This is a genomic window from Collinsella sp. TF12-2AT, assembly GCF_003436735.1.
Taxonomy (GTDB): Bacteria; Actinomycetota; Coriobacteriia; order Coriobacteriales; family Coriobacteriaceae; genus Collinsella.
In genome coordinates, this window is record NZ_QSQK01000001.1 from 297,553 (window position 1) to 314,769 (window position 17,217).

Here is a 17,217-nt window from a genome sequence, read left to right on the forward strand (position 1 = left end):
TGCCTGGCCCCTTTGTGGTGGTTTTGGCTGATGCCCCGATGTTACTCGCGCGGGGTGCCGTAGGGGTTGTACAAATCTGCAAGAGCAAATGTGCCGGTAGTAGCATCAAAGTCGAGTTCGAGCACACAGCAGTTGCCAATGCGGTGCTTCATCTTGAGCGGCTCCACGCCCACGCCGCGCATGACCTGAGCCGCTGCGGCGCCATGGCTCACGCACAACACGCTCTCATGTCCAGGGCGCTGCATGAACTCGGTGATGGTCGCCATCATACGCTCGCGAAACTCGACTTCGCCCTCGCCGTCATACTGCTTGTAAAAATCGCCGTACGGCAGGCGCGGATTCAAATCCTCGCTCGCGCCCTCAAATTTGCCAAAGTTCCACTCCTTAAGGCCCTTGACGCGCTCGTAAGGCTGACCGGGGAACGCAAGCTCAAGCGTGTCGCACGCACGCTCGGACGTCGAACTGTACGCATGGTCAAACGTAAGGCCACGCCCTCGCAGGGTCGCACCGACAGTTTTAGCCTGCTCGATTCCCAGCTCGGTGAGCGGCGAGTCACACCAGCCCTGCTTGCGACGAAGCAAGTTAAAGAGCGTTTGACCGTGACGCATAAAGTACAGTTTTGACATGAGGCCTCCGTGATCGCAATCGTTTGTCAGCGATTATGACACCTTGAGCTAACTTTAAGTCAAAGCTTTTTTGCAAAAACCACCACAAAGATGCCTGTCCCTTTTTGGCATGTTATGGCAGCGCAGCGAGCCGGTTCCAAGTGCCCCAGGTCGCCCCGAAAGAGGAGCGACGCGTACTTTGGTACGCGAGCGACGGCTTGAGGGGCGAGATGGGGTGCTTGGGGCCGGCGCAGCGTCAAGCCTTAAAGGTGGTCTTGGATGAGATCGCAGATGGCTCGGGCGTCGTTGATGTTGATGGCTCGGGTCGCAAAGCCGGCGTCGAAGGCCTGACGCGCCAGGGCTTCGTTGCAGGCAAGGGCCAGCGTGTGACCGTCGACCAGGTCGAGCGAGCTCTTGCCGCGCAGACGGTCGACACCGGAGCGCGCGACGACGATGTTGTCGAAGCCCTCGGTCTTGTAGCCCTCGATGATCACCACGTCGACATCGTTGTAGCGCGACAGCAGCTCGCGCGCGGGCATCTCGTCCTCCTCGCGCGTGTCGGCGTACTCCGCCCAGCGCGTGGCGCAAATGAGCCCCACGTGCTTGGAGCCAGCCTGGTGATGGCGCCACGTATCCTTAGCGGGAACATCGATATCAAAGCCATGGTGTCCATGATGCTTGAGCGAACCCACACGCAGGCCGCGGCGCGTGAGCTCGGCGATGACCTTCTCGACGAGCGTGGTCTTGCCCGAGTTTTGGTAGCCGATAAACGCGATCGCGGGGACAGCCGGAGCGGGAGCTGCGGGCGCGATGGCGGCAGGTGCGCTTGCGGGTGCGTCGCCCGCGGCTCCCACGGCCTCAACAGCAGCGGCCTGACGCTCTGCGCGATCCCACACGCCCGAGCGGCCGCCCTCCTTGTGCAGCAGGCGCACGTCGACGATCTCCATGCCGCGATCGACGGCCTTGCACATGTCATAGATCGTAAGGCACGCGGCACTCGCGCCGGTCAGGGCCTCCATCTCGATGCCGGTCTTGCCCGTCACGCCGGCCGTAACCAGTACGTGAAAGCCAACCTGCCCATCCGTGCGCGCCGGCGCCCAGCCCTCGGGCACGTCCTCGGCCGGCGTCCCCGCCGGAGCGATGGGCGCAATGTCGCACTTGCTCTTGGTAATGAGCAGCGGATGGCACATGGGGATGATGTCGCTCGTGCGTTTGATGGCCATGATGCCCGCCACGCGCGCGCAGGCAAGCACGTCGCCCTTTTTGGCGCGGTCCTGCAGCACCATGGCCTGCGTCTCGGGATGCATGAGGATGGTGCCCTCGGCGATGGCAATGCGATGGGTCTCGGCCTTGTCGGACACGTCGACCATGCGAACCTCGCCCTTGGCGTCCACATGCGTCAGCTCGTCGCGACGGGCGTCGCGGGCGGGCTCGGTGACAGCGCTGGCAGTCGGCTGCGCGGGCACGGCGGCGTTGCCAGCATTCGCTGCAGCCGTGACTTTGTGGGCAGACATCGCGGCCCTGCGAGCGGCCTTGGTGGCATCGGCGTACCTGCTCTTGGCCATATGATCATCCTCCGATTTGGGACATAAATCGTTGCGTGCCCTCAATTATCGCGTGTTCCTGCGGTTTGTGGGCCACGGCATCGCGCCAAATCGAAAGTACCTGCATATCATCACCACGGCGCAGCGCTTCACGCACCGAATACTCAGCATCGCTGAACAGGCACGGACGCACGTTGCCATCGGCCGTCAGGCGCAGACGGTTGCAATTCGCGCAAAAATGGTTGGACATGGCGCTAATGAAGCCGACCGTTCCCGCCGCACCCGGAAAGTGCCAGTAGCGCGCAGGGCCCGCGCCGGCAGGAGCGTCGTTGATGTCGAGCGGCTCGAGCTCGGCCAGCCCCGTCGCGGCGACCCCGGTATTGATGCGCGCCCGCAGTTCGTCGCTCGGCACGGTATCGCTCGCGTCCCACAGCTCGGGATTGAGCGCGGGCGCATGCGGGTCCACAGCGCAATGCGAGCTCGTACGCTCGTCGCCGATGGGCATGTACTCGATAAAGCGCAGGTGGATGGGGCGGTCGACGGTCAGCCGCGTAAGAGCCGCCACATCCTGGTTGAGCCGACGCACCACAACGCAGTTGACCTTAACGGGCTCAAAGCCCCAAGCCAGCGCCGCGTCGATGCCGGCCATGGTCTGTTCGAGCCGGCCCAGGTGCGTGATCTTTCCAAAGAGCGTAGGGTCGAGCGTGTCGAGCGAGATGTTGACGCGATTAAGCCCCGCGTCTTTGAGCTGCGGCGCCAGCTTGGGCAGCAGGGCGCCGTTGGTGGTAAGCGAGATGTCCTCGATCTGCGGAATCGCGCGGATGTCGCGAATGAGCGGGATAATACGGCGGCTGACCAGCGGCTCGCCACCCGTCAGGCGTACGCGGCGAATTCCCTCCCCCGCCACCAGGCGCACAAAGCGGGCGATTTCCTCGGCGCTGAGCAGCTCGTCGTGCGCGCGGGGCGCCACGCCATCGGCCGGCATGCAGTAAATGCAGCGGAAATTGCACTTGTCGGTAACGGCAATGCGCAGGTAGTTGATATCGCGACCAAAGCCGTCATGTTGCACGTGCCCGTCCACGCAGCCTCCCCTCACGCGGCGTTTTATTCTTCGGAAAACATAATACCGCACGAGAGAATCATGCCGACACCCGTACGACAGGACAGGTCGCTTCGAGCAAAACGGACTTTCCAAGCCCATCCTCAGCATACAAACCATCACAACATTCGATGCTTTTTCCGATTTTGGCGAAAAACGTCGAATGTTGTGATGGTCTGCCTGCCCACAGCACCCCGTAGAAGGGCCAGAACGCCCCTAAAGGCCACCACCCCAGTGTCGAATCACGAATTCTCGCAGGTCGTTTTGACGTTTCTGGAACGCTTCGCTTCGGTCGCACGTGAGACCCATAGCGAGTGCGATGGCGTTCACCGCCCGGTGCAATTGCAGCTGGTGGGCAAACTGAGTCCCGGTGAGGACGATCATCCTAAAGCCCAGCGCGCTCAGCACGGTCATACGCTCCGCATCCGACGCGCTGCGCTGTTTATCAAGATGGTCCGAACCGTTGTATTCAATTCCCGTACCGCTCGCAGGCGCATATACGTCAATCTCGAAATACCCGGCCTTAGCGAGATACTTGAACTCGCTGGGAACATCGACCCGATGGTTGAGCTCGATCTTGGCGTATCCCAGCCCTCCCTGGGAACGTTTTGCTACGACCATGATTGCGGTGGCCGTCTCCATGGGCGATCGCGCGCCATCGTGCACGCGTTTGAGCACGGCGGCCGCGCGTATGGCCCCCTGACGAGATCGATTCTCATCGCAATAAGCAATCAAGTCGGCAACGGTATACCTCTGCCCCATCTCGATATAATCGTCTGTCGACAGATGATTCAAATGGTATCGGGCGCAGATTTCATACCCATATTCCAGCTGCTCGGGCTCGCTCATCCACGAACCCGCTTGGACAAAGCACATGACCTCATCAACCACTAGAAGGCCCTCTGCCACCTCAAGAAGATGGTCTGGAGGTACCGGTGCCCCAAACACGTGGCACCTAAATCCAGCCGGCGTCGAGCGCTCAAAATCGAAGTTGACGAGCGTGTCGATATGACCGAGCTCTTCTCGTGGAATACCAAGCGAAACCAGATAGTCGGTAACGATCCCAACTGCCGCTGAAGCCCTCAGCCCCTTGACATCGAGTCCCAATTTGGACAGGCTCGCAGCCGGCTCCGCCTCGCTAGCAAGCGAGTCCTCGTCGTATAGGCTGCTTGCTCGCGAGAGCGGCTCGGACGGGCGCGCCACGTTGTGGTACAGCCAAGCAGTCTTATGGGACAGGACGATCGGCAGGTCCATGAGCCCTCCAATGGAGTCGGATAACCAACCTTATTCCCCTGCCCACGGGTCCGCACACCTTCGTGCGCAAGAAAGCGATTCCGCCCGATCGAGTGGTAGAAAAACCATCGCAACATTCGATGCTTTTCCCGTTTTTGGCAAAAAACGTCGAATGTTGTGATGGTTTGAGGCGAGGTGAGGGGCACGGAAGGGCCAAAGCATCGTGCTCGAACGGGTTAATCCAACTCTTTTAAGCCATGCGCCAGCTGCCAGTACTCGCCGTGCTGGGCGAGCAACTCTTCGTGGGTACCGCGCTCGATGATGCGGCCGTGTTCGAGGACCATGATGGCGTCGGCGTCGCGGACGGTGGACAGGCGGTGCGCAATCATAAACGTGGTGCGTCCGCGCATGATGCGGTCCATACCGCGTTCGATGAGCTTTTCGGTGCGCGTGTCGATAGAGCTCGTGGCCTCGTCCAAGATGAGCACGGGCGGGTCGGCAACAGCCACGCGCGCAATGGCGAGCAGCTGGCGTTGGCCCTGCGACAGGTTGGCGCCGTCGGCCGTAACCGGTGTGTCGTACCCTCTAGGCAGGCGGCGGATAAACGAATCCGCGCAGGCTGCCTCGGCTGCGGCGCGCACCTCCTCGTCAGTCGCGTCGAGCTTGCCAAAGCGGATGTTCTGCGCAATGGTGCCGCTAAACAGGTGCGTGTCCTGCAGCACAATGCCGAGCGATCCGCGCAGGCTGGCCTTGGCAATGTGCTTGACGTCAATGCCGTCGTACGTGATCTCGCCGTCATCGACCTCGTAGAAGCGGTTGATGAGGTTGGTGATGGTCGTCTTACCTGCGCCTGTGGAGCCCACAAAGGCGATCTTTTGCCCCGGTTTGGCAAACAGGTTGAGGTCCGTGAGCACACGGGTGCCCGGCACGTAGGAAAAGTCCACGGCATGGAAGCGCACGTCGCCGGCGAGCGGGACCAAGCCGCACGTGAGCTCGGTGCCGTCGGCAGCCACCGCACGGCCCGACTCATCAACGGCAGCCACATCATGCAGGTGCCCGTACGCGCCCACGCCCTGGCCCTCGGGAATCTTCCATGCCCACGCGGCGTCGCCCGTCTGCACCAGCTCCACGCAGCCCTCGTCCACCTCGGGCTCAAGATCCATGGCGGCAAACAGGCGCTCGGCTCCGGCCAGCGCGTTGAGCAAGAAGTTGCCCAGCTGCGTAAACTGATTGATGGGCATGGCGGCCTGACGCACAAAGACCAGGTAGCTTGCGAGCGCACCTACATCGGCCAGACCGTTGATGCAGAGCATGCCGCCTGCCACCGCAACGATGGCGTAGTTGGCATAGCCGATCACCACGGTCATGGGCACCATCGAGTTGGCGTAGGCCTGCGCGGCACCACCGGTGCGGCGCAGCTCTTGGTTGCGCGCGTCAAAACCAGCCACGTTGGCCTGTTCGTGATTAAAGACCTTGATGACCTTTTGGCCCGAGACCATCTCTTCGATATATCCGTCCAAATCGCCCAGCGACGCCTGTTGGGCGGCAAAAAAGCGCTTGGAACGCATGCCCGAGTAGCGCGCGTACAGCACAATGGCCACATCGCACACGAGCGTGATAATCGTGAGCTGCCAGTTGAGGATGATGAGCATGGCCGTGGTGCCGACCACCTGGATGCTCGCCTGAAACACGTTGGCAAAGCTGTTGTTGAGCGCCTCGGAGACGGTGTCGACGTCGTTGGTAAAGAAGCTCATGATGTCACCCGAGCGCGTGCTGTCGAAGTAGCTCAGCGGCAGCATCTGGATGTGCGCAAACAGGTCGCGGCGGATATCGGAGACCACGCGCTGGGCCGCGCGCACCATAATCTGTGAGTAGCCCAGAGCCGAGAGCACGCCCGCGGCGTAGATGGCAGCGGTAAAGATAACCTGCTTGGCGAGCAGTTCCTCGCCGCCCGTTGCCAAACCGTTGACGATGGGGCGCACCATGTAGGTACCGGCAAGGCTTGCGATGGCGGCCACAGAGGCAAGCACACCCACTACGAGCAGCGAGAACTTGGCATGCCCCATGTAGGAGAGCAGGCGGCGAAGCGTCTGCGCCAGATTGGCGGGACGGGCCTGAGCGGATGTCTTAGGCACGATGCTCATCTCCTTTCGCAGCCTGAAGCGATCCACTGGGGCCAGAGGAAGACAGGGCATTTGCGCCATCCACGATGCCCGCATCCCCCGCAAACTCCATCTGCGAGGCGTAAATCTCCTGATAAATGGCATCGCCCGCCAGCAGTTCCTCGTGCGTGCCCACGCCGTGGACACGACCGTCGTCCAACACCACAATGCAATCGGCATCCATGACGCTCGCAATGCGCTGCGCAATGACAATCACCGTCGTGTTGGGAATCTGAGCGATATGCTCGCGGATCTTGGCGTCGGTCGCCATATCGACCGCGCTGGTCGAATCGTCAAAGATGAGCACACGCGGATGCTTGAGCAATGTACGCGCGATGCACAGGCGCTGCTTCTGCCCGCCCGAGACACCGGCACCGCCCTGGCCCAGATAGCCGTCCAGCCCGCCGATGCGATCGAGGAACTCATCCACGCACGCCGCGCGGCAAGCCGCGAGGAGCTCATTGTCCGACGCCTGTGGATTGCCCCACTGCAGGTTCTCGCGCACGGTACCCGTAAACAGCACGTTCTTTTGCAGCACGATACCCACGGCGTCGCGCAAGGTAGCCAAGTCGTAGTCGCGCACGTCGTGTCCGCCCACAAGCACGGTGCCCTCGGTGGCGTCGTACAAGCGCGCAATCAGCTGCACAAGCGAACTCTTGCCCGAGCCCGTGCCGCCGAGCACGCCCACCGTGGAGCCTGCTTCAATGCAAAGGTCAATATGCTCGAGCACATCCTCGGCTGCATCCGCGCGGTATTTAAAGGAAACGTCGCGAAACTCGATGCTTCCGTCGGCCACCTCGTGCACGGCAGCGGCAGCGTCGGGCGCCTGGATAAGCGAACGCTCGTCGAGCACCCGCGAGATGCGTTCCACGCTGGCAAGTGCGCGCGTGAGCAGCAAAAACACGTTGGAAATCATCATGAGCGAGTTCATGATCAGCAGCACATAGCTCATAAAGCCCGTGAGCGAGCCCACGCCGAGCTCGCCGGCAAGAATCATGCGCCCGCCGATCCACAGAATGGAAAGCGCCGCCACGTACATCGACAGCTGAAACACCGGCAGGTTGAGCACGGCGTTGCCAAAGGTCTTCGTCGCGGTGCGCGCAAGCTCGGTATTGACGGCATCGAACTTGGCCTCCTCGTGCTCGGCACGCACGTACGCCTTGACGGCGCGCACGGCGGTGAGGTCCTCCTGCACCACACCGTTGAGATGGTCCATCGAGGTCTGCAGCTGGCGGTAGAGCGGACTGACGCGATAGGTGATAACGCCCAGCACGATCGCCAGCACCGGCAGGATGATCGCGAAAACGGTGGCGAGCGGACGCGACAGCACCAGCGCATAGACCAAGCCGACGATGAGCGTCACGGGACCGCGCACCATGGGGCGAAAGCCATTGCCGATGGCATTTTGGATGACGGTGATATCGGTAGTCATGCGGGTGACGAGCGAGCTGGCGTCGTAGTTATCCAGATTGCCAAAAGCGAGCGTCTGGATCTTGCGGTACTCCGCCTCGCGCAAGTTAGCGCCCAGCCCCGAGGCGACGCGAGCAGACGTGCGTGCATAGCCCAAGCCAAGTACCAGCGAACATGCGGCGCATACCAACATATACGTGCCCTGCAACAGCATGTAGTTGATGTCGCCCGCGGGCACGCCCACATCGATGATATTTGCCATGATGACCGGGATAAACAGCTCGAGCGCCGTCTCTGCCGTCACAAAGAACACGCCGAGTATGGCATCGCGACGGTATGCCCCCAGATAGGAAAACAAAATCTTGAGATTGCGCACGCAGGTTCATCCCCCATCAAACGTTGTTCGCAAACCCAGGTATTATGGCGCGCCGTGCATCGGTGTCAAGTGCTCCGAAATCGATTTCTGCAATGCTAGTGCAGGCGCCAAGCTCGCAGGACGCGCCCCTGTATTCAATTGGAAATGAACGCGAGCGTGACTTTTTTCTCCCCGCCGCCAACACAAACCTTGACTCTACAATCGTTGTAGGGTTTTCACTACACTGGTACGTAAACAGACCAAGCCAGAAAGCCCCGCCCATGGAACACGACCTCACACGCGGCAATGTCCTTAAGACCATCGCGGTCTTTGCCCTGCCCTATATGCTCTCGTACTTTTTGCAGATGCTCTACGGCATGGCCGATCTGTACATGATGGGGCAGTTTAGCGGCGCTGCCGGCATCACCGCCGTGGGCAACGGCGCACAGACGCTCTATATCATTACCGTGACGCTCGTTGGTCTGGCCATGGGAACGACGGTCATCGTCGGCCACGCCGTGGGCTCGCGCCGCTTCGATCGCGCCGAGACCGCCATCGGCAATACCATCACGCTCTTTATGGGTGTCTCGGTGGTACTGGCCGCTGTCCTGCTCGCGCTTTGCCCGCAGATCGTGGCGCTCATTGGCACTCCCGCCGAAGCCGTCGAAGGCACTGCCGCCTACCTGCGTATCTGCTTTGTCGGCATTCCGTTTATTGCCGCGTACAACATTCTTTCGGCCATCTTTCGCGGGCTGGGCGATTCGCGCTCGCCTATGTACGTGATCGGCGTGGCATGCATCATCAACATCGCGCTTGATTTTCTGTTTATCGGCCACATGGGGCTCGGCCCCGTGGGCGCCGCACTCGGCACGGTCATCGCACAGACGGCCAGCGTTGCCCTCGCGCTCGTGTGGCTCAAGAGCCGTCGCACAAACATCCACGTTAAGCGCAGCGACCTGCGCCCCCAGCCCGAGGTGCTCGGCAGCATTCTTAAAATCGGCGTGCCCGTGGCTGTGCAGGACGGCTGCATCCAGGTGGCGTTTATGTTCATCACTGTCATCGCCAACCACCGTGGGCTAGTCGACGCCGCCGCCGTGGGCCTAGTCGAGAAGATGATCAGCTTTTTGTTTATCGTGCCGAGTTCCATGGGCGCTACCGTCAGCGCGCTCACGGCGCAAAACGCCGGCGCGGGCAAGGGCGACCGCGCGCGTCAGGTACTCAAGGACGCCATGACCATCTCGGTGGTGTACGGCTGCCTGATCACGGTGCTGATGTGGCTGGTGGCGCCGGCGTTTATCGGCTTTTTTGCCAAGGACGCTGCAGTAGTCGCCGCCGGTACCGGCTATATGCGCAGCTATATTTTCGACGCGATCTTTGCCGGCATCCACATTTGCTTTAGCGGCTTTTTCGCTGCGTATGGCAAGAGCTACATTGGCTTTGCGCACAACGTGCTGGCCGTGGTGCTCATTCGCGTGCCCGGCGCATGGCTGCTGTCGAACGCCTATTCCGACACGCTGTTCCCCATGGGCATCGCCTCACCGTGCGGGTCGATTCTGTCGGCGGGCATCTGCGTGATTGCATTTACCGTGCTCAACCGGCGCGGGGCTTTTGACAAGCTGGTGGCGTAGCGGGGCGACGCGGGCCTAGCGCCTCTCCCCTGTTTTTACCGAAAGGAGTGGTCCTGTGACCGACATGCCAAGTGAACACACCGAGGGCCTGCTCCGCATTGGCGAGGTGGCGCGCCTGCTCAATTTAAGCGTGGGCACACTGCGTCATTACGAGCAGATGGGGCTGTTGGAGCCGGCATATGTCGATCCGGCAAGTGGGTACCGCTACTACGGATCGCGGCAGCTCTCCACCCTCAACACCATCGGCAACCTGCGCGTTCTCGACTTGCCGCTGGCGCAGATTCGCGAGTTTGTCACTACGCGCGATATGGATTTGATACAACGGCAACTGACCAAGCAACAGGAGTTAATTGAGCACAGGCGGCGTGAGTTGGAGCGCATGTCGCGCAAGATTGACCAGCGGCTTGCCTTGCTTCATGGCGCTTTGAATGCTGATCTCGACACCATTAGCGAAATCGAGGAACCCGAACTTCGCTGCGCCACGCTGCACGAGCGCGTCAATCCCACCGACGCCTATTCGCTGGGATGGCATATCCGCCAGCTTCAGCAGGGGCAGCACGAAACCTTTGCCTATCTGGGCAATCTGGGTGTGGGCATCGCGCCCGAACGCCTCGCCGCCGGCGACTTTGATGGCTACGACGAGGTCTTCCTGCTGCTCGATGACACCGATGAGTACTTGGGCGATGTTGAGACGCGACCTGCCGCGCGCTGCCTGACCATAAGTTTCCGTGGCACGCACGGACAAGCAGCCCCTCGCTACGAGCGGCTGCTCGGCTACATGCACGAACACAACCTGACGCCCGCCGGCCCCTCGCGCGAGATCGCCCTCATCGACGACATCATCAGCGACGACCCGGCAACCTACGTGACGCAGATCACGGTGCCCGTTTCCCCGTCCAAATAAAATCCGCCCGAAAGGTATCATGCTTTCCGGGCGGATCTTCAATTTGGTTATCGATGCGCTAAGCCCGGGGCACCTCGCCAGTAGCCAAGATCCGCTCGAGCGCATCCTCGTCCAGTACGGGCACACCCAACTGCTCGGCTTTGGTGAGCTTGGAGCCCGCTTTGGGGCCGGCGACCAGATAGCTCGTCTTCTTCGACACGCTGCCCGAAACCTTGGCGCCAAGCACCTTGAGCGCCGCGCCCGCCTCGTCGCGAGTGCGGTTGACGAGCGTGCCAGTCAGCACAAACGTCAGGCCCGCGAGCGGCTGGGTGTCGGCGAGCTCGCCTGCCACGCCAGCGTCGGCTGCGGCTTGCGCATGAGCGGCGCCCAAGTCGACCTCGAGCGACAGGCCCGTCTGACGCAGGCGCTCCAGCACGGCAAGGTTCTCGGGCACGGCCAGGAACTGCTTGACGCTCGCCGCAATCTTGGGACCGATGCCCTCACACTCGGCGATGTCCTCTTCGCTCGCCAAGATGAGCTTGTCAATCGACAGGAATCGCTCGGCGATAACCTCGCCCACACTCTTGCCCACATGGCGGATGCCCAGGGCAAACAGCACGCGACCGAGCGGCTGGCTCTTGGACTTGTTGAGCTCGGCGATGATTTTCTCGGCCGTCTTGAGGCCCACCGGAATGGGGTCGCCCTTCTTGACGCCCTTTTTGCTGTTGGAGCTGGCGTACACGCGGCCCGTGTCCAGGCCGGCGATGTCGTCGACCGTGAGCTGGTAGAAGTCCGCGACATCATGGATCAGACCGGCGGCGATCATCTTGTCGACGATCTCGTCGCCCAAGCCGTCCACGTCCATACAGCCGCGACTCACCCAGTGGAGCAGGCGCTCCTTGAGCTGCGCGGGGCAATCAATGGACACGCAGCGGTAGGCCACCTCACCGTCCTCATGGACCACGGGGCTACCGCACACGGGGCAGACCTCGGGCATCTGCCAGTCAACGCTGTCGGCCGGGCGCTTGTCGAGCACGGGGCCCACGACCTCGGGAATCACGTCGCCTGCCTTGTGCACGATGATAGTGTCGCCCTCGCGCACGTTTTTGCGGCGGATCTCGTCGATGTTGTGCAGCGTGGCGCGCGCGATGGTGGAGCCGGCGACCGTCACCGGGTCGAACTCTGCGACCGGCGTGAGCACACCGGTGCGACCCACCTGGATGCGAATTTCGCGCAGGACGGTCTGCTTTTCCTCGGGTGGGAACTTAAAGGCAATGGCCCAGCGCGGTGCGCGGGCAGTAAAGCCCAGGTCGAGCTGCTGCTGGAAGCTGTCAACCTTTACGACCACGCCGTCGATGTCGTAGTCCAGGTCACCGCGATGCTCGAGGGCCTGGGCGCAGAACTCGTGGACCTCGGCCGGCGTGGCGCAACGGGCAACGTTGGGGTTGACGCTAAAGCCAGCGCTACGCAGCCAGTCCAGAAACTCGCGCTGGCTGTGGACGTGCAGCGGATCGGTATCGGCGATGGCGTAGATAAAGGTGGCCAAGTCGCGACGCGCCGTGACCTTGGGGTCTTTTTGGCGCAGGGATCCTGCAGCGGCGTTGCGCGGGTTGGCAAAGGGGCCACGGCCCTCGGCATCGGCCTCGTCGTTCAGACGCACAAAGCTGCCCTTGGGCATGTAGACCTCACCGCGTACCTCGATGGTACGTTCGCGGTCGATGCCCATGTGGGCGAGCGCCGGCTCGGACAGGTGCATGGGCACATCCTTGATGGTACGGACGTTGAGCGACACGTCCTCGCCCGTGGTGCCATCGCCACGTGTAGCGGCGCGCACAAAGGTGCCGTTTTGGTAGGTAAGCGCCACGCCCAGACCGTCGATCTTAAGCTCGCAGGTATAGGTGACGCTGCCGGCACCGAGCGCATCCTCGGTGCGCTGGAGCCATGCGTCGAGCTCGTCCAGATCCATGGCATCGTCCATGGAATACATGCGCGCCATATGCGTGACCGGCGTAAACTGCTCGCTCACGTAGCCGCCCACGCGCTGGGTATAGCTGTCGGGCGTCACCAGGTCGGGGTAGGTCGCCTCGATCTGCTGCAGCTCAACGAGCATTTTGTCAAAGGCGGCGTCCGTGATCTCGGGCGCATCGAGCATGTAGTAGCGATAGGCGTGGTAATCGAGCTCGTGGCGCAGCTCGGCCGCACGCGCTGCCGCCTGGGCACGGGCATCGGCCGGTGCAGCGGTATCCGTGCTCGCGGGCGTTTCGGTATCGATGTCCACGCCGTCACCAAACAGGCTCGATTGCTCCATAGCGGCACTCCTTCGCTCGATTTCAAACGGATACAAGAGTACCACCGGTCACCATGGGGCCGAATAGCGGTCTCAAACCGCACCGAATCGGCAGCCATCAAACTGGAGTGGATCGCGCGTTCAAACCATGCCCTTGCCGTTTCTAAATGATCCGTTTTCCTCCGTCTCCAAGGGATCATCGCGAAAAGAGGGGCTGTCCCGCGCTGGCGGAACAGCCCCTCTGGCTTCGATATGTGCGATACAGCTCGTTAGAAACCCTGGCCGTTGCCCTGACCCTGGCCCTGCTGGCCAAGCAGCTCCTCCAGATACTGGCGCAGCTGCTCGTCGGTAATACCGCCGTTGCCGGTATCGGTCGCGCTGTCGTTCTGCTGCTGGTTCTGCAGCTCCTCGTCGGAGCCCAGCTCAACCGTGACCTTCTTCTCTTCCTTGCCGCGCATGAGCGTGATCTCGACCTTCTCACCCACCTCGTGGCTGCGCAGTGCGATGATCAGGCCATCGGCGCTCGTAATCTCGTCGTCACCCAGCTTGGTGATGACGTCGCCCTCCTGAATGCCGGCCTTGGCGGCAGGACCGTCTTCGACGACACTTGCCACATACGCGCCGCTATCGGTGCTCAGCTTGTTGGTGCGGGCGTTAAGTGCATTGACGCTCGAAAGCGTGGCGCCCAGGTACGGATGCACCGGCGTCTTGCCGTCGATGATCTGGTCGGCAATGTTCTTGGCATAGTTGACCGGAATGGCAAAGCCCACGCCCGAGCTGGAGCCCGAATAGCTCTCGATGAGCGAATTAATGCCCACAAGCTCGCCATTGTCGTTAACGAGCGCGCCGCCGGAGTTGCCCGGGTTGATGGCGGCATCGGTCTGGATCATGTTGGCATAGATGGTGTTACCGTTGGTAGAGCTCATGGCCGTGGAGCGGTAGAGCGCCGAGACGATACCGGTGGAGACAGACTGCTCGTTGCCAAACGGCGAACCGATCGCCATGACCCACTCGCCCACGTTGAGCTTGGAGGAGTCACCAATCTCGATCGGCGTGAGCTTGGAGGCGTCGGCGTCCTTGAGCTTGATGACGGCTAGGTCGCTCGAGGCATCGTTGCCCACGAACTCGGCCTCGTAGGTGGTGCCGTCGTCCATGGTCACCACGTACTGGTCATAGCCATCGACCACGTGGTTGTTGGTGAGGATGTGGCCCTCGGTATCGAGCACCACGCCCGAACCGACGCTGCCCGAGTTGTCCGACTCGTCGGCAGACTGCGAAAGCGAGCCATTCTGGCCGCCGCTCGAAGTGGCGGTAATGGAAACCACGGAGGGCAGGGCCTTGGCAGAAACGGCCTCGGCCAGCGTGGTGTCCTCGGAATCGATGGTGATCTTTTGCGTCGATGAACCCGAAGCACCCGCCGTCACGGCATTCTTGCCGCCGCCAATGTTGAGCGTACCGCTCATAATGAGCGCAATGACCAGCAGGGCGCCACAGGCGCAGCCGGCGAGCGCCGTAATAAAGATCGGCAGCTTTTTGGTCTTGGTCTTGACCACCGTGTGCTTGTTTACAACCTGCTGGCTGCCCAGCGGCTTTCCGGTCTGCGTGTCGTAGGCCTGCACGTAGGGAATGTTGTTGCCGTCGGCAGGCGTCGACTCCACCTGCACGCGCGGCTGCTGCTGAGTCTCGCCGGCATTGCCAACATCCTGGGGACGCTGGGAATCGTTCTCGCTCATAGCTGCGATCCTTTCGTCAAATAACCAATGGCCCGCCAAACACGTGGCGGGCCATCATTGTTCACGTTGAGTTGTACCCCAATATGCGGGCGTACGTGTACGAGAACGCAATCTTTTAGGAAGGCTTAAGTTCTGCTGCAAACTCGAAGGGAACCCGCACCTGCGGCAAAACCACCACAAAGGTGCCTGTCCCCTTTGTGGTGGAAATCTAGTCCTTAAACAGATATCCCACGCCGCGGACGGTGGTGATGTGCGCCGCGATCTGCGGGCCCACCTTGGAGCGGATGCGTCGGATGTGCACGTCGACGGTGCGCGTGCCGCCGCAGTACTCAAAGCCCCATACGCGGTGCAGCAGCACCTCGCGACTGTAGGCGCGGTTGGGGTGCGTCGCCAAAAAGCTCAGCAGCGAGTACTCCATCAGCGTCAGGTCGATGGGCTCGTTATCGAGTGTCACCTGGTAGGTAGCCAGATTAATCTCGAGGTTATCGATGTTGAGCACATCATCGGCGGTGACGGTCTCCTCCTCGCCCATCAGGCGCTGCGCGCGAGCCTTGAGCTCGTTGGGCGTCGCCGTGGGGCACACAAAGTCGGCATGCGCGTGATTCGGCAGGCGCAGGGTACCGAGCGCCTCGTCGTCAACGATCACCAACATGGGGACGCCACCACGATCGTCAAGCCACTTGGCAATCTGATCGATGCGGTCGCTGCGGATGCCATCTGAATCGAGAATCAGCAGGTCAAAGTCGTGCGCCGCAGTCGGCGAATCGGGGGTTGCCAGGCTCACCTCGACACCCAGGGTGGTCGTCAGGCTGCGGGCAAACTCGTGGAAGCGCGTCGTGCGCGCCATGAACAGGGCACTCTTTTCGGACATATCGGCCTCCAAAGAAATGAGCTCAATCGTACTGGAACAAGCCAGCGCGATTAGGAGTTCGCCAGATAGTGCTTGATCTCCCACTCGGTGATCGTAGACTCAAACTTATGCCACTCGTCGCGCTTCTTTTTGAGGAAGAAGCTGTGGATGTGCTCGCCGAGAGCATCCTTCATAAACTGCGAGTCCTCAAACACGTCGAGCGCCTCTTTGAGCGAGCGAGGCAGCGGCGCGTAGCCGGCCTCGACCATCTGACGGTCGGTAAGCTTGAGCGTCTCGGCCGTGGCCTCGGGCGGGAGTTCCAGCTTGCGCTCGATGCCGTCCAGACCAGCCGCCAGCGTGACGGCGTTGACCAGGTACGGGTTGGCCATGGGGTCGGGACTGCGCAGCTCGATGCGCGTGGACAGCGGCTTGCCGGGCTTGTAGACCGGAATGCGGACCATACTCGCGCGGTTGCGCAGGCCCCACGTAGCGTACTGCGGCACGGAGTCGCCACCCGTGGTGATGCGCTTGTACGAGTTGACCGTGGGGTTGGTGATGGCACTGATCTCGCGCGCGTGCGCCAAGATGCCGGCCATGTAGTGCTTGGCGATTTCGGAGAGGTGGTACTTCTCGTCGTCCTCGCCCCAAAACACGTTGTTGCCGTCGTGGTCGAATAGCGACTGGCACAGGAACATAGCGCTGCCGTCCTCGCCAGCCAACGGCTTGGGCATAAAGGAGGCGTGGCAACCGCTCTCGTAGGCCTGCTGCTTAATGATGAGTTTGGCCGTAGTGATGGCGTCGGACATACTCAGGGCCTCGGCATGGCGCAGGCTCATACCGTGCTGCGAGCGACCGGCGGCGTGGAAGGTGTACTCCACGGGCACGGACATCTTCTCGAGCGTGAGGACCGTGTTGCGACGCAGGTCGCGGGCGGCATCGCTCACCGAAAGATCGAAGTAGCCCACGTTGTCGAGCGGCTCGGGGGTGTGCTCGTCGGGGAAGTAGTAATACTCCAGCTCGGCACCCACGTTGAGCAGATAGCCAGCCTTCTCGGCCTTGCGGAACATGCGGCGCAGGGCATCGCGCGGGTCGCCGGCGAAGGGCTTGCGATCGGGAGTGCACACGTCGCAGAACACGCGGGCTACGCCGTTGTGGCTCGGGCGCCACGGCAGGATCTGGAAGGTCGAAGCATCGGGGAACGCCAGCATGTCGGCTTCCTCGGGCGTGGCAAAGCCCTCGATAGCGGAGCCGTCAAAGCCAATACCCTCCTCAAAAGCGACCTCGAGGTCCTCGGGGCTAATGGCAAAGTTCTTGAGGCGGCCGAGAATGTCGACAAACCACAGACGCACAAAGCGGATGTCACGCTGCTCTACGGAGCGGAGTACGTAATCGATGTTCTGCTGGTTCATGTCGCTCCCCTTTCTTTCG

12 protein-coding genes are annotated in these 17,217 nt (G+C 61.6%); 2 read left to right on the forward strand and 10 right to left on the reverse strand.

Annotated elements, in window-relative coordinates; all coding sequences use genetic code 11:
- Positions 1-41: 41 nt before the first annotated feature.
- The 6 genes from DXD24_RS01235 to DXD24_RS01260 all read right to left on the reverse strand — a co-directional run bounded on the left by DXD24_RS01235 (position 42) and on the right by DXD24_RS01260 (position 8,429).
- The gene (locus tag DXD24_RS01235) at positions 42-626 is read right to left on the reverse strand and encodes a histidine phosphatase family protein (protein WP_117563640.1); all 585 of its coding nucleotides are present in this window, start codon (positions 624-626) and stop codon (positions 42-44) included.
- Between the two features lie 242 nt (positions 627-868).
- Positions 869-2,170, reverse strand: a complete 1,302-nt coding sequence (gene mobB / locus DXD24_RS10315; RefSeq protein ID WP_117563641.1) for a molybdopterin-guanine dinucleotide biosynthesis protein B — start codon at positions 2,168-2,170, stop codon at positions 869-871.
- Positions 2,171-2,174: 4 nt separating this feature from the next.
- The gene (moaA, locus tag DXD24_RS01245) at positions 2,175-3,230 is read right to left on the reverse strand and encodes a GTP 3',8-cyclase MoaA (RefSeq protein WP_233502285.1); all 1,056 of its coding nucleotides are present in this window, start codon (positions 3,228-3,230) and stop codon (positions 2,175-2,177) included.
- Between the two features lie 234 nt (positions 3,231-3,464).
- The gene (locus tag DXD24_RS01250; protein ID WP_117563642.1) at positions 3,465-4,502 is read right to left on the reverse strand and encodes a hypothetical protein; all 1,038 of its coding nucleotides are present in this window, start codon (positions 4,500-4,502) and stop codon (positions 3,465-3,467) included.
- A 215-nt stretch (positions 4,503-4,717) separates the two neighbouring features.
- Positions 4,718-6,625, reverse strand: a complete 1,908-nt coding sequence (locus tag DXD24_RS01255; RefSeq protein ID WP_199407865.1) for an ABC transporter ATP-binding protein — start codon at positions 6,623-6,625, stop codon at positions 4,718-4,720.
- Positions 6,609-8,429 (reverse strand): ABC transporter ATP-binding protein, encoded by a 1,821-nt coding sequence (locus DXD24_RS01260; RefSeq protein WP_233502286.1) that lies wholly within the window; start codon positions 8,427-8,429, stop codon positions 6,609-6,611. Before DXD24_RS01260 ends, DXD24_RS01255 begins: the two co-directional genes overlap by 17 nt.
- Before the next feature lie 260 nt (positions 8,430-8,689).
- Between DXD24_RS01260 and DXD24_RS01265 the strand changes: the two genes are divergently transcribed.
- The gene (locus tag DXD24_RS01265; RefSeq protein ID WP_117563643.1) at positions 8,690-10,036 is read left to right on the forward strand and encodes an MATE family efflux transporter; all 1,347 of its coding nucleotides are present in this window, start codon (positions 8,690-8,692) and stop codon (positions 10,034-10,036) included.
- A 64-nt stretch (positions 10,037-10,100) separates the two neighbouring features.
- Positions 10,101-10,940 carry a MerR family transcriptional regulator gene (locus DXD24_RS01270; RefSeq protein ID WP_233502298.1) on the forward strand — a complete coding sequence of 280 codons (840 nt, stop codon included), beginning with the start codon at positions 10,101-10,103 and terminating at the stop codon, positions 10,938-10,940.
- Positions 10,941-10,998: 58 nt separating this feature from the next.
- Here the strand turns inward: DXD24_RS01270 and ligA are convergent, their stop codons facing one another.
- The 4 genes from ligA to DXD24_RS01290 all read right to left on the reverse strand — a co-directional run bounded on the left by ligA (position 10,999) and on the right by DXD24_RS01290 (position 17,198).
- The gene (gene ligA / locus DXD24_RS01275; RefSeq protein WP_117563645.1) at positions 10,999-13,227 is read right to left on the reverse strand and encodes an NAD-dependent DNA ligase LigA; all 2,229 of its coding nucleotides are present in this window, start codon (positions 13,225-13,227) and stop codon (positions 10,999-11,001) included.
- Between the two features lie 248 nt (positions 13,228-13,475).
- Positions 13,476-14,939 (reverse strand): S1C family serine protease, encoded by a 1,464-nt coding sequence (locus DXD24_RS01280; protein WP_117563646.1) that lies wholly within the window; start codon positions 14,937-14,939, stop codon positions 13,476-13,478.
- A gap of 208 nt (positions 14,940-15,147) precedes the next feature.
- On the reverse strand, positions 15,148-15,810 hold the full coding sequence (locus DXD24_RS01285; protein WP_006234733.1) for a response regulator transcription factor: 663 nt from the start codon (positions 15,808-15,810) through the stop codon (positions 15,148-15,150).
- Between the two features lie 50 nt (positions 15,811-15,860).
- Complete coding sequence (locus tag DXD24_RS01290) at positions 15,861-17,198, reverse strand: glutamine synthetase family protein (RefSeq protein ID WP_117563647.1); 1,338 nt, start codon at positions 17,196-17,198, stop codon at positions 15,861-15,863.
- Positions 17,199-17,217: the final 19 nt, after the last annotated feature.

What these genes read in the sequence shown, in the direction of transcription:
- DXD24_RS01285 (WP_006234733.1), bottom strand. Translation starts at nt 15,810, where the DNA reads ATGTCCGAAAAGAGTGCCCTGTTCATGGCGCGCACGACGCGCTTCCAC.
- DXD24_RS01250 (WP_117563642.1), bottom strand. Translation starts at nt 4,502, where the DNA reads ATGGACCTGCCGATCGTCCTGTCCCATAAGACTGCTTGGCTGTACCAC.
- DXD24_RS01265 (WP_117563643.1), top strand. Translation starts at nt 8,690, where the DNA reads ATGGAACACGACCTCACACGCGGCAATGTCCTTAAGACCATCGCGGTC.
- DXD24_RS01290 (WP_117563647.1), bottom strand. Translation starts at nt 17,198, where the DNA reads ATGAACCAGCAGAACATCGATTACGTACTCCGCTCCGTAGAGCAGCGT.
- DXD24_RS01255 (WP_199407865.1), bottom strand. Translation starts at nt 6,625, where the DNA reads ATGAGCATCGTGCCTAAGACATCCGCTCAGGCCCGTCCCGCCAATCTG.
- DXD24_RS01235 (WP_117563640.1), bottom strand. Translation starts at nt 626, where the DNA reads ATGTCAAAACTGTACTTTATGCGTCACGGTCAAACGCTCTTTAACTTG.
- mobB (WP_117563641.1), bottom strand. Translation starts at nt 2,170, where the DNA reads ATGGCCAAGAGCAGGTACGCCGATGCCACCAAGGCCGCTCGCAGGGCC.
- ligA (WP_117563645.1), bottom strand. Translation starts at nt 13,227, where the DNA reads ATGGAGCAATCGAGCCTGTTTGGTGACGGCGTGGACATCGATACCGAA.
- DXD24_RS01270 (WP_233502298.1), top strand. Translation starts at nt 10,101, where the DNA reads ATGCCAAGTGAACACACCGAGGGCCTGCTCCGCATTGGCGAGGTGGCG.
- DXD24_RS01280 (WP_117563646.1), bottom strand. Translation starts at nt 14,939, where the DNA reads ATGAGCGAGAACGATTCCCAGCGTCCCCAGGATGTTGGCAATGCCGGC.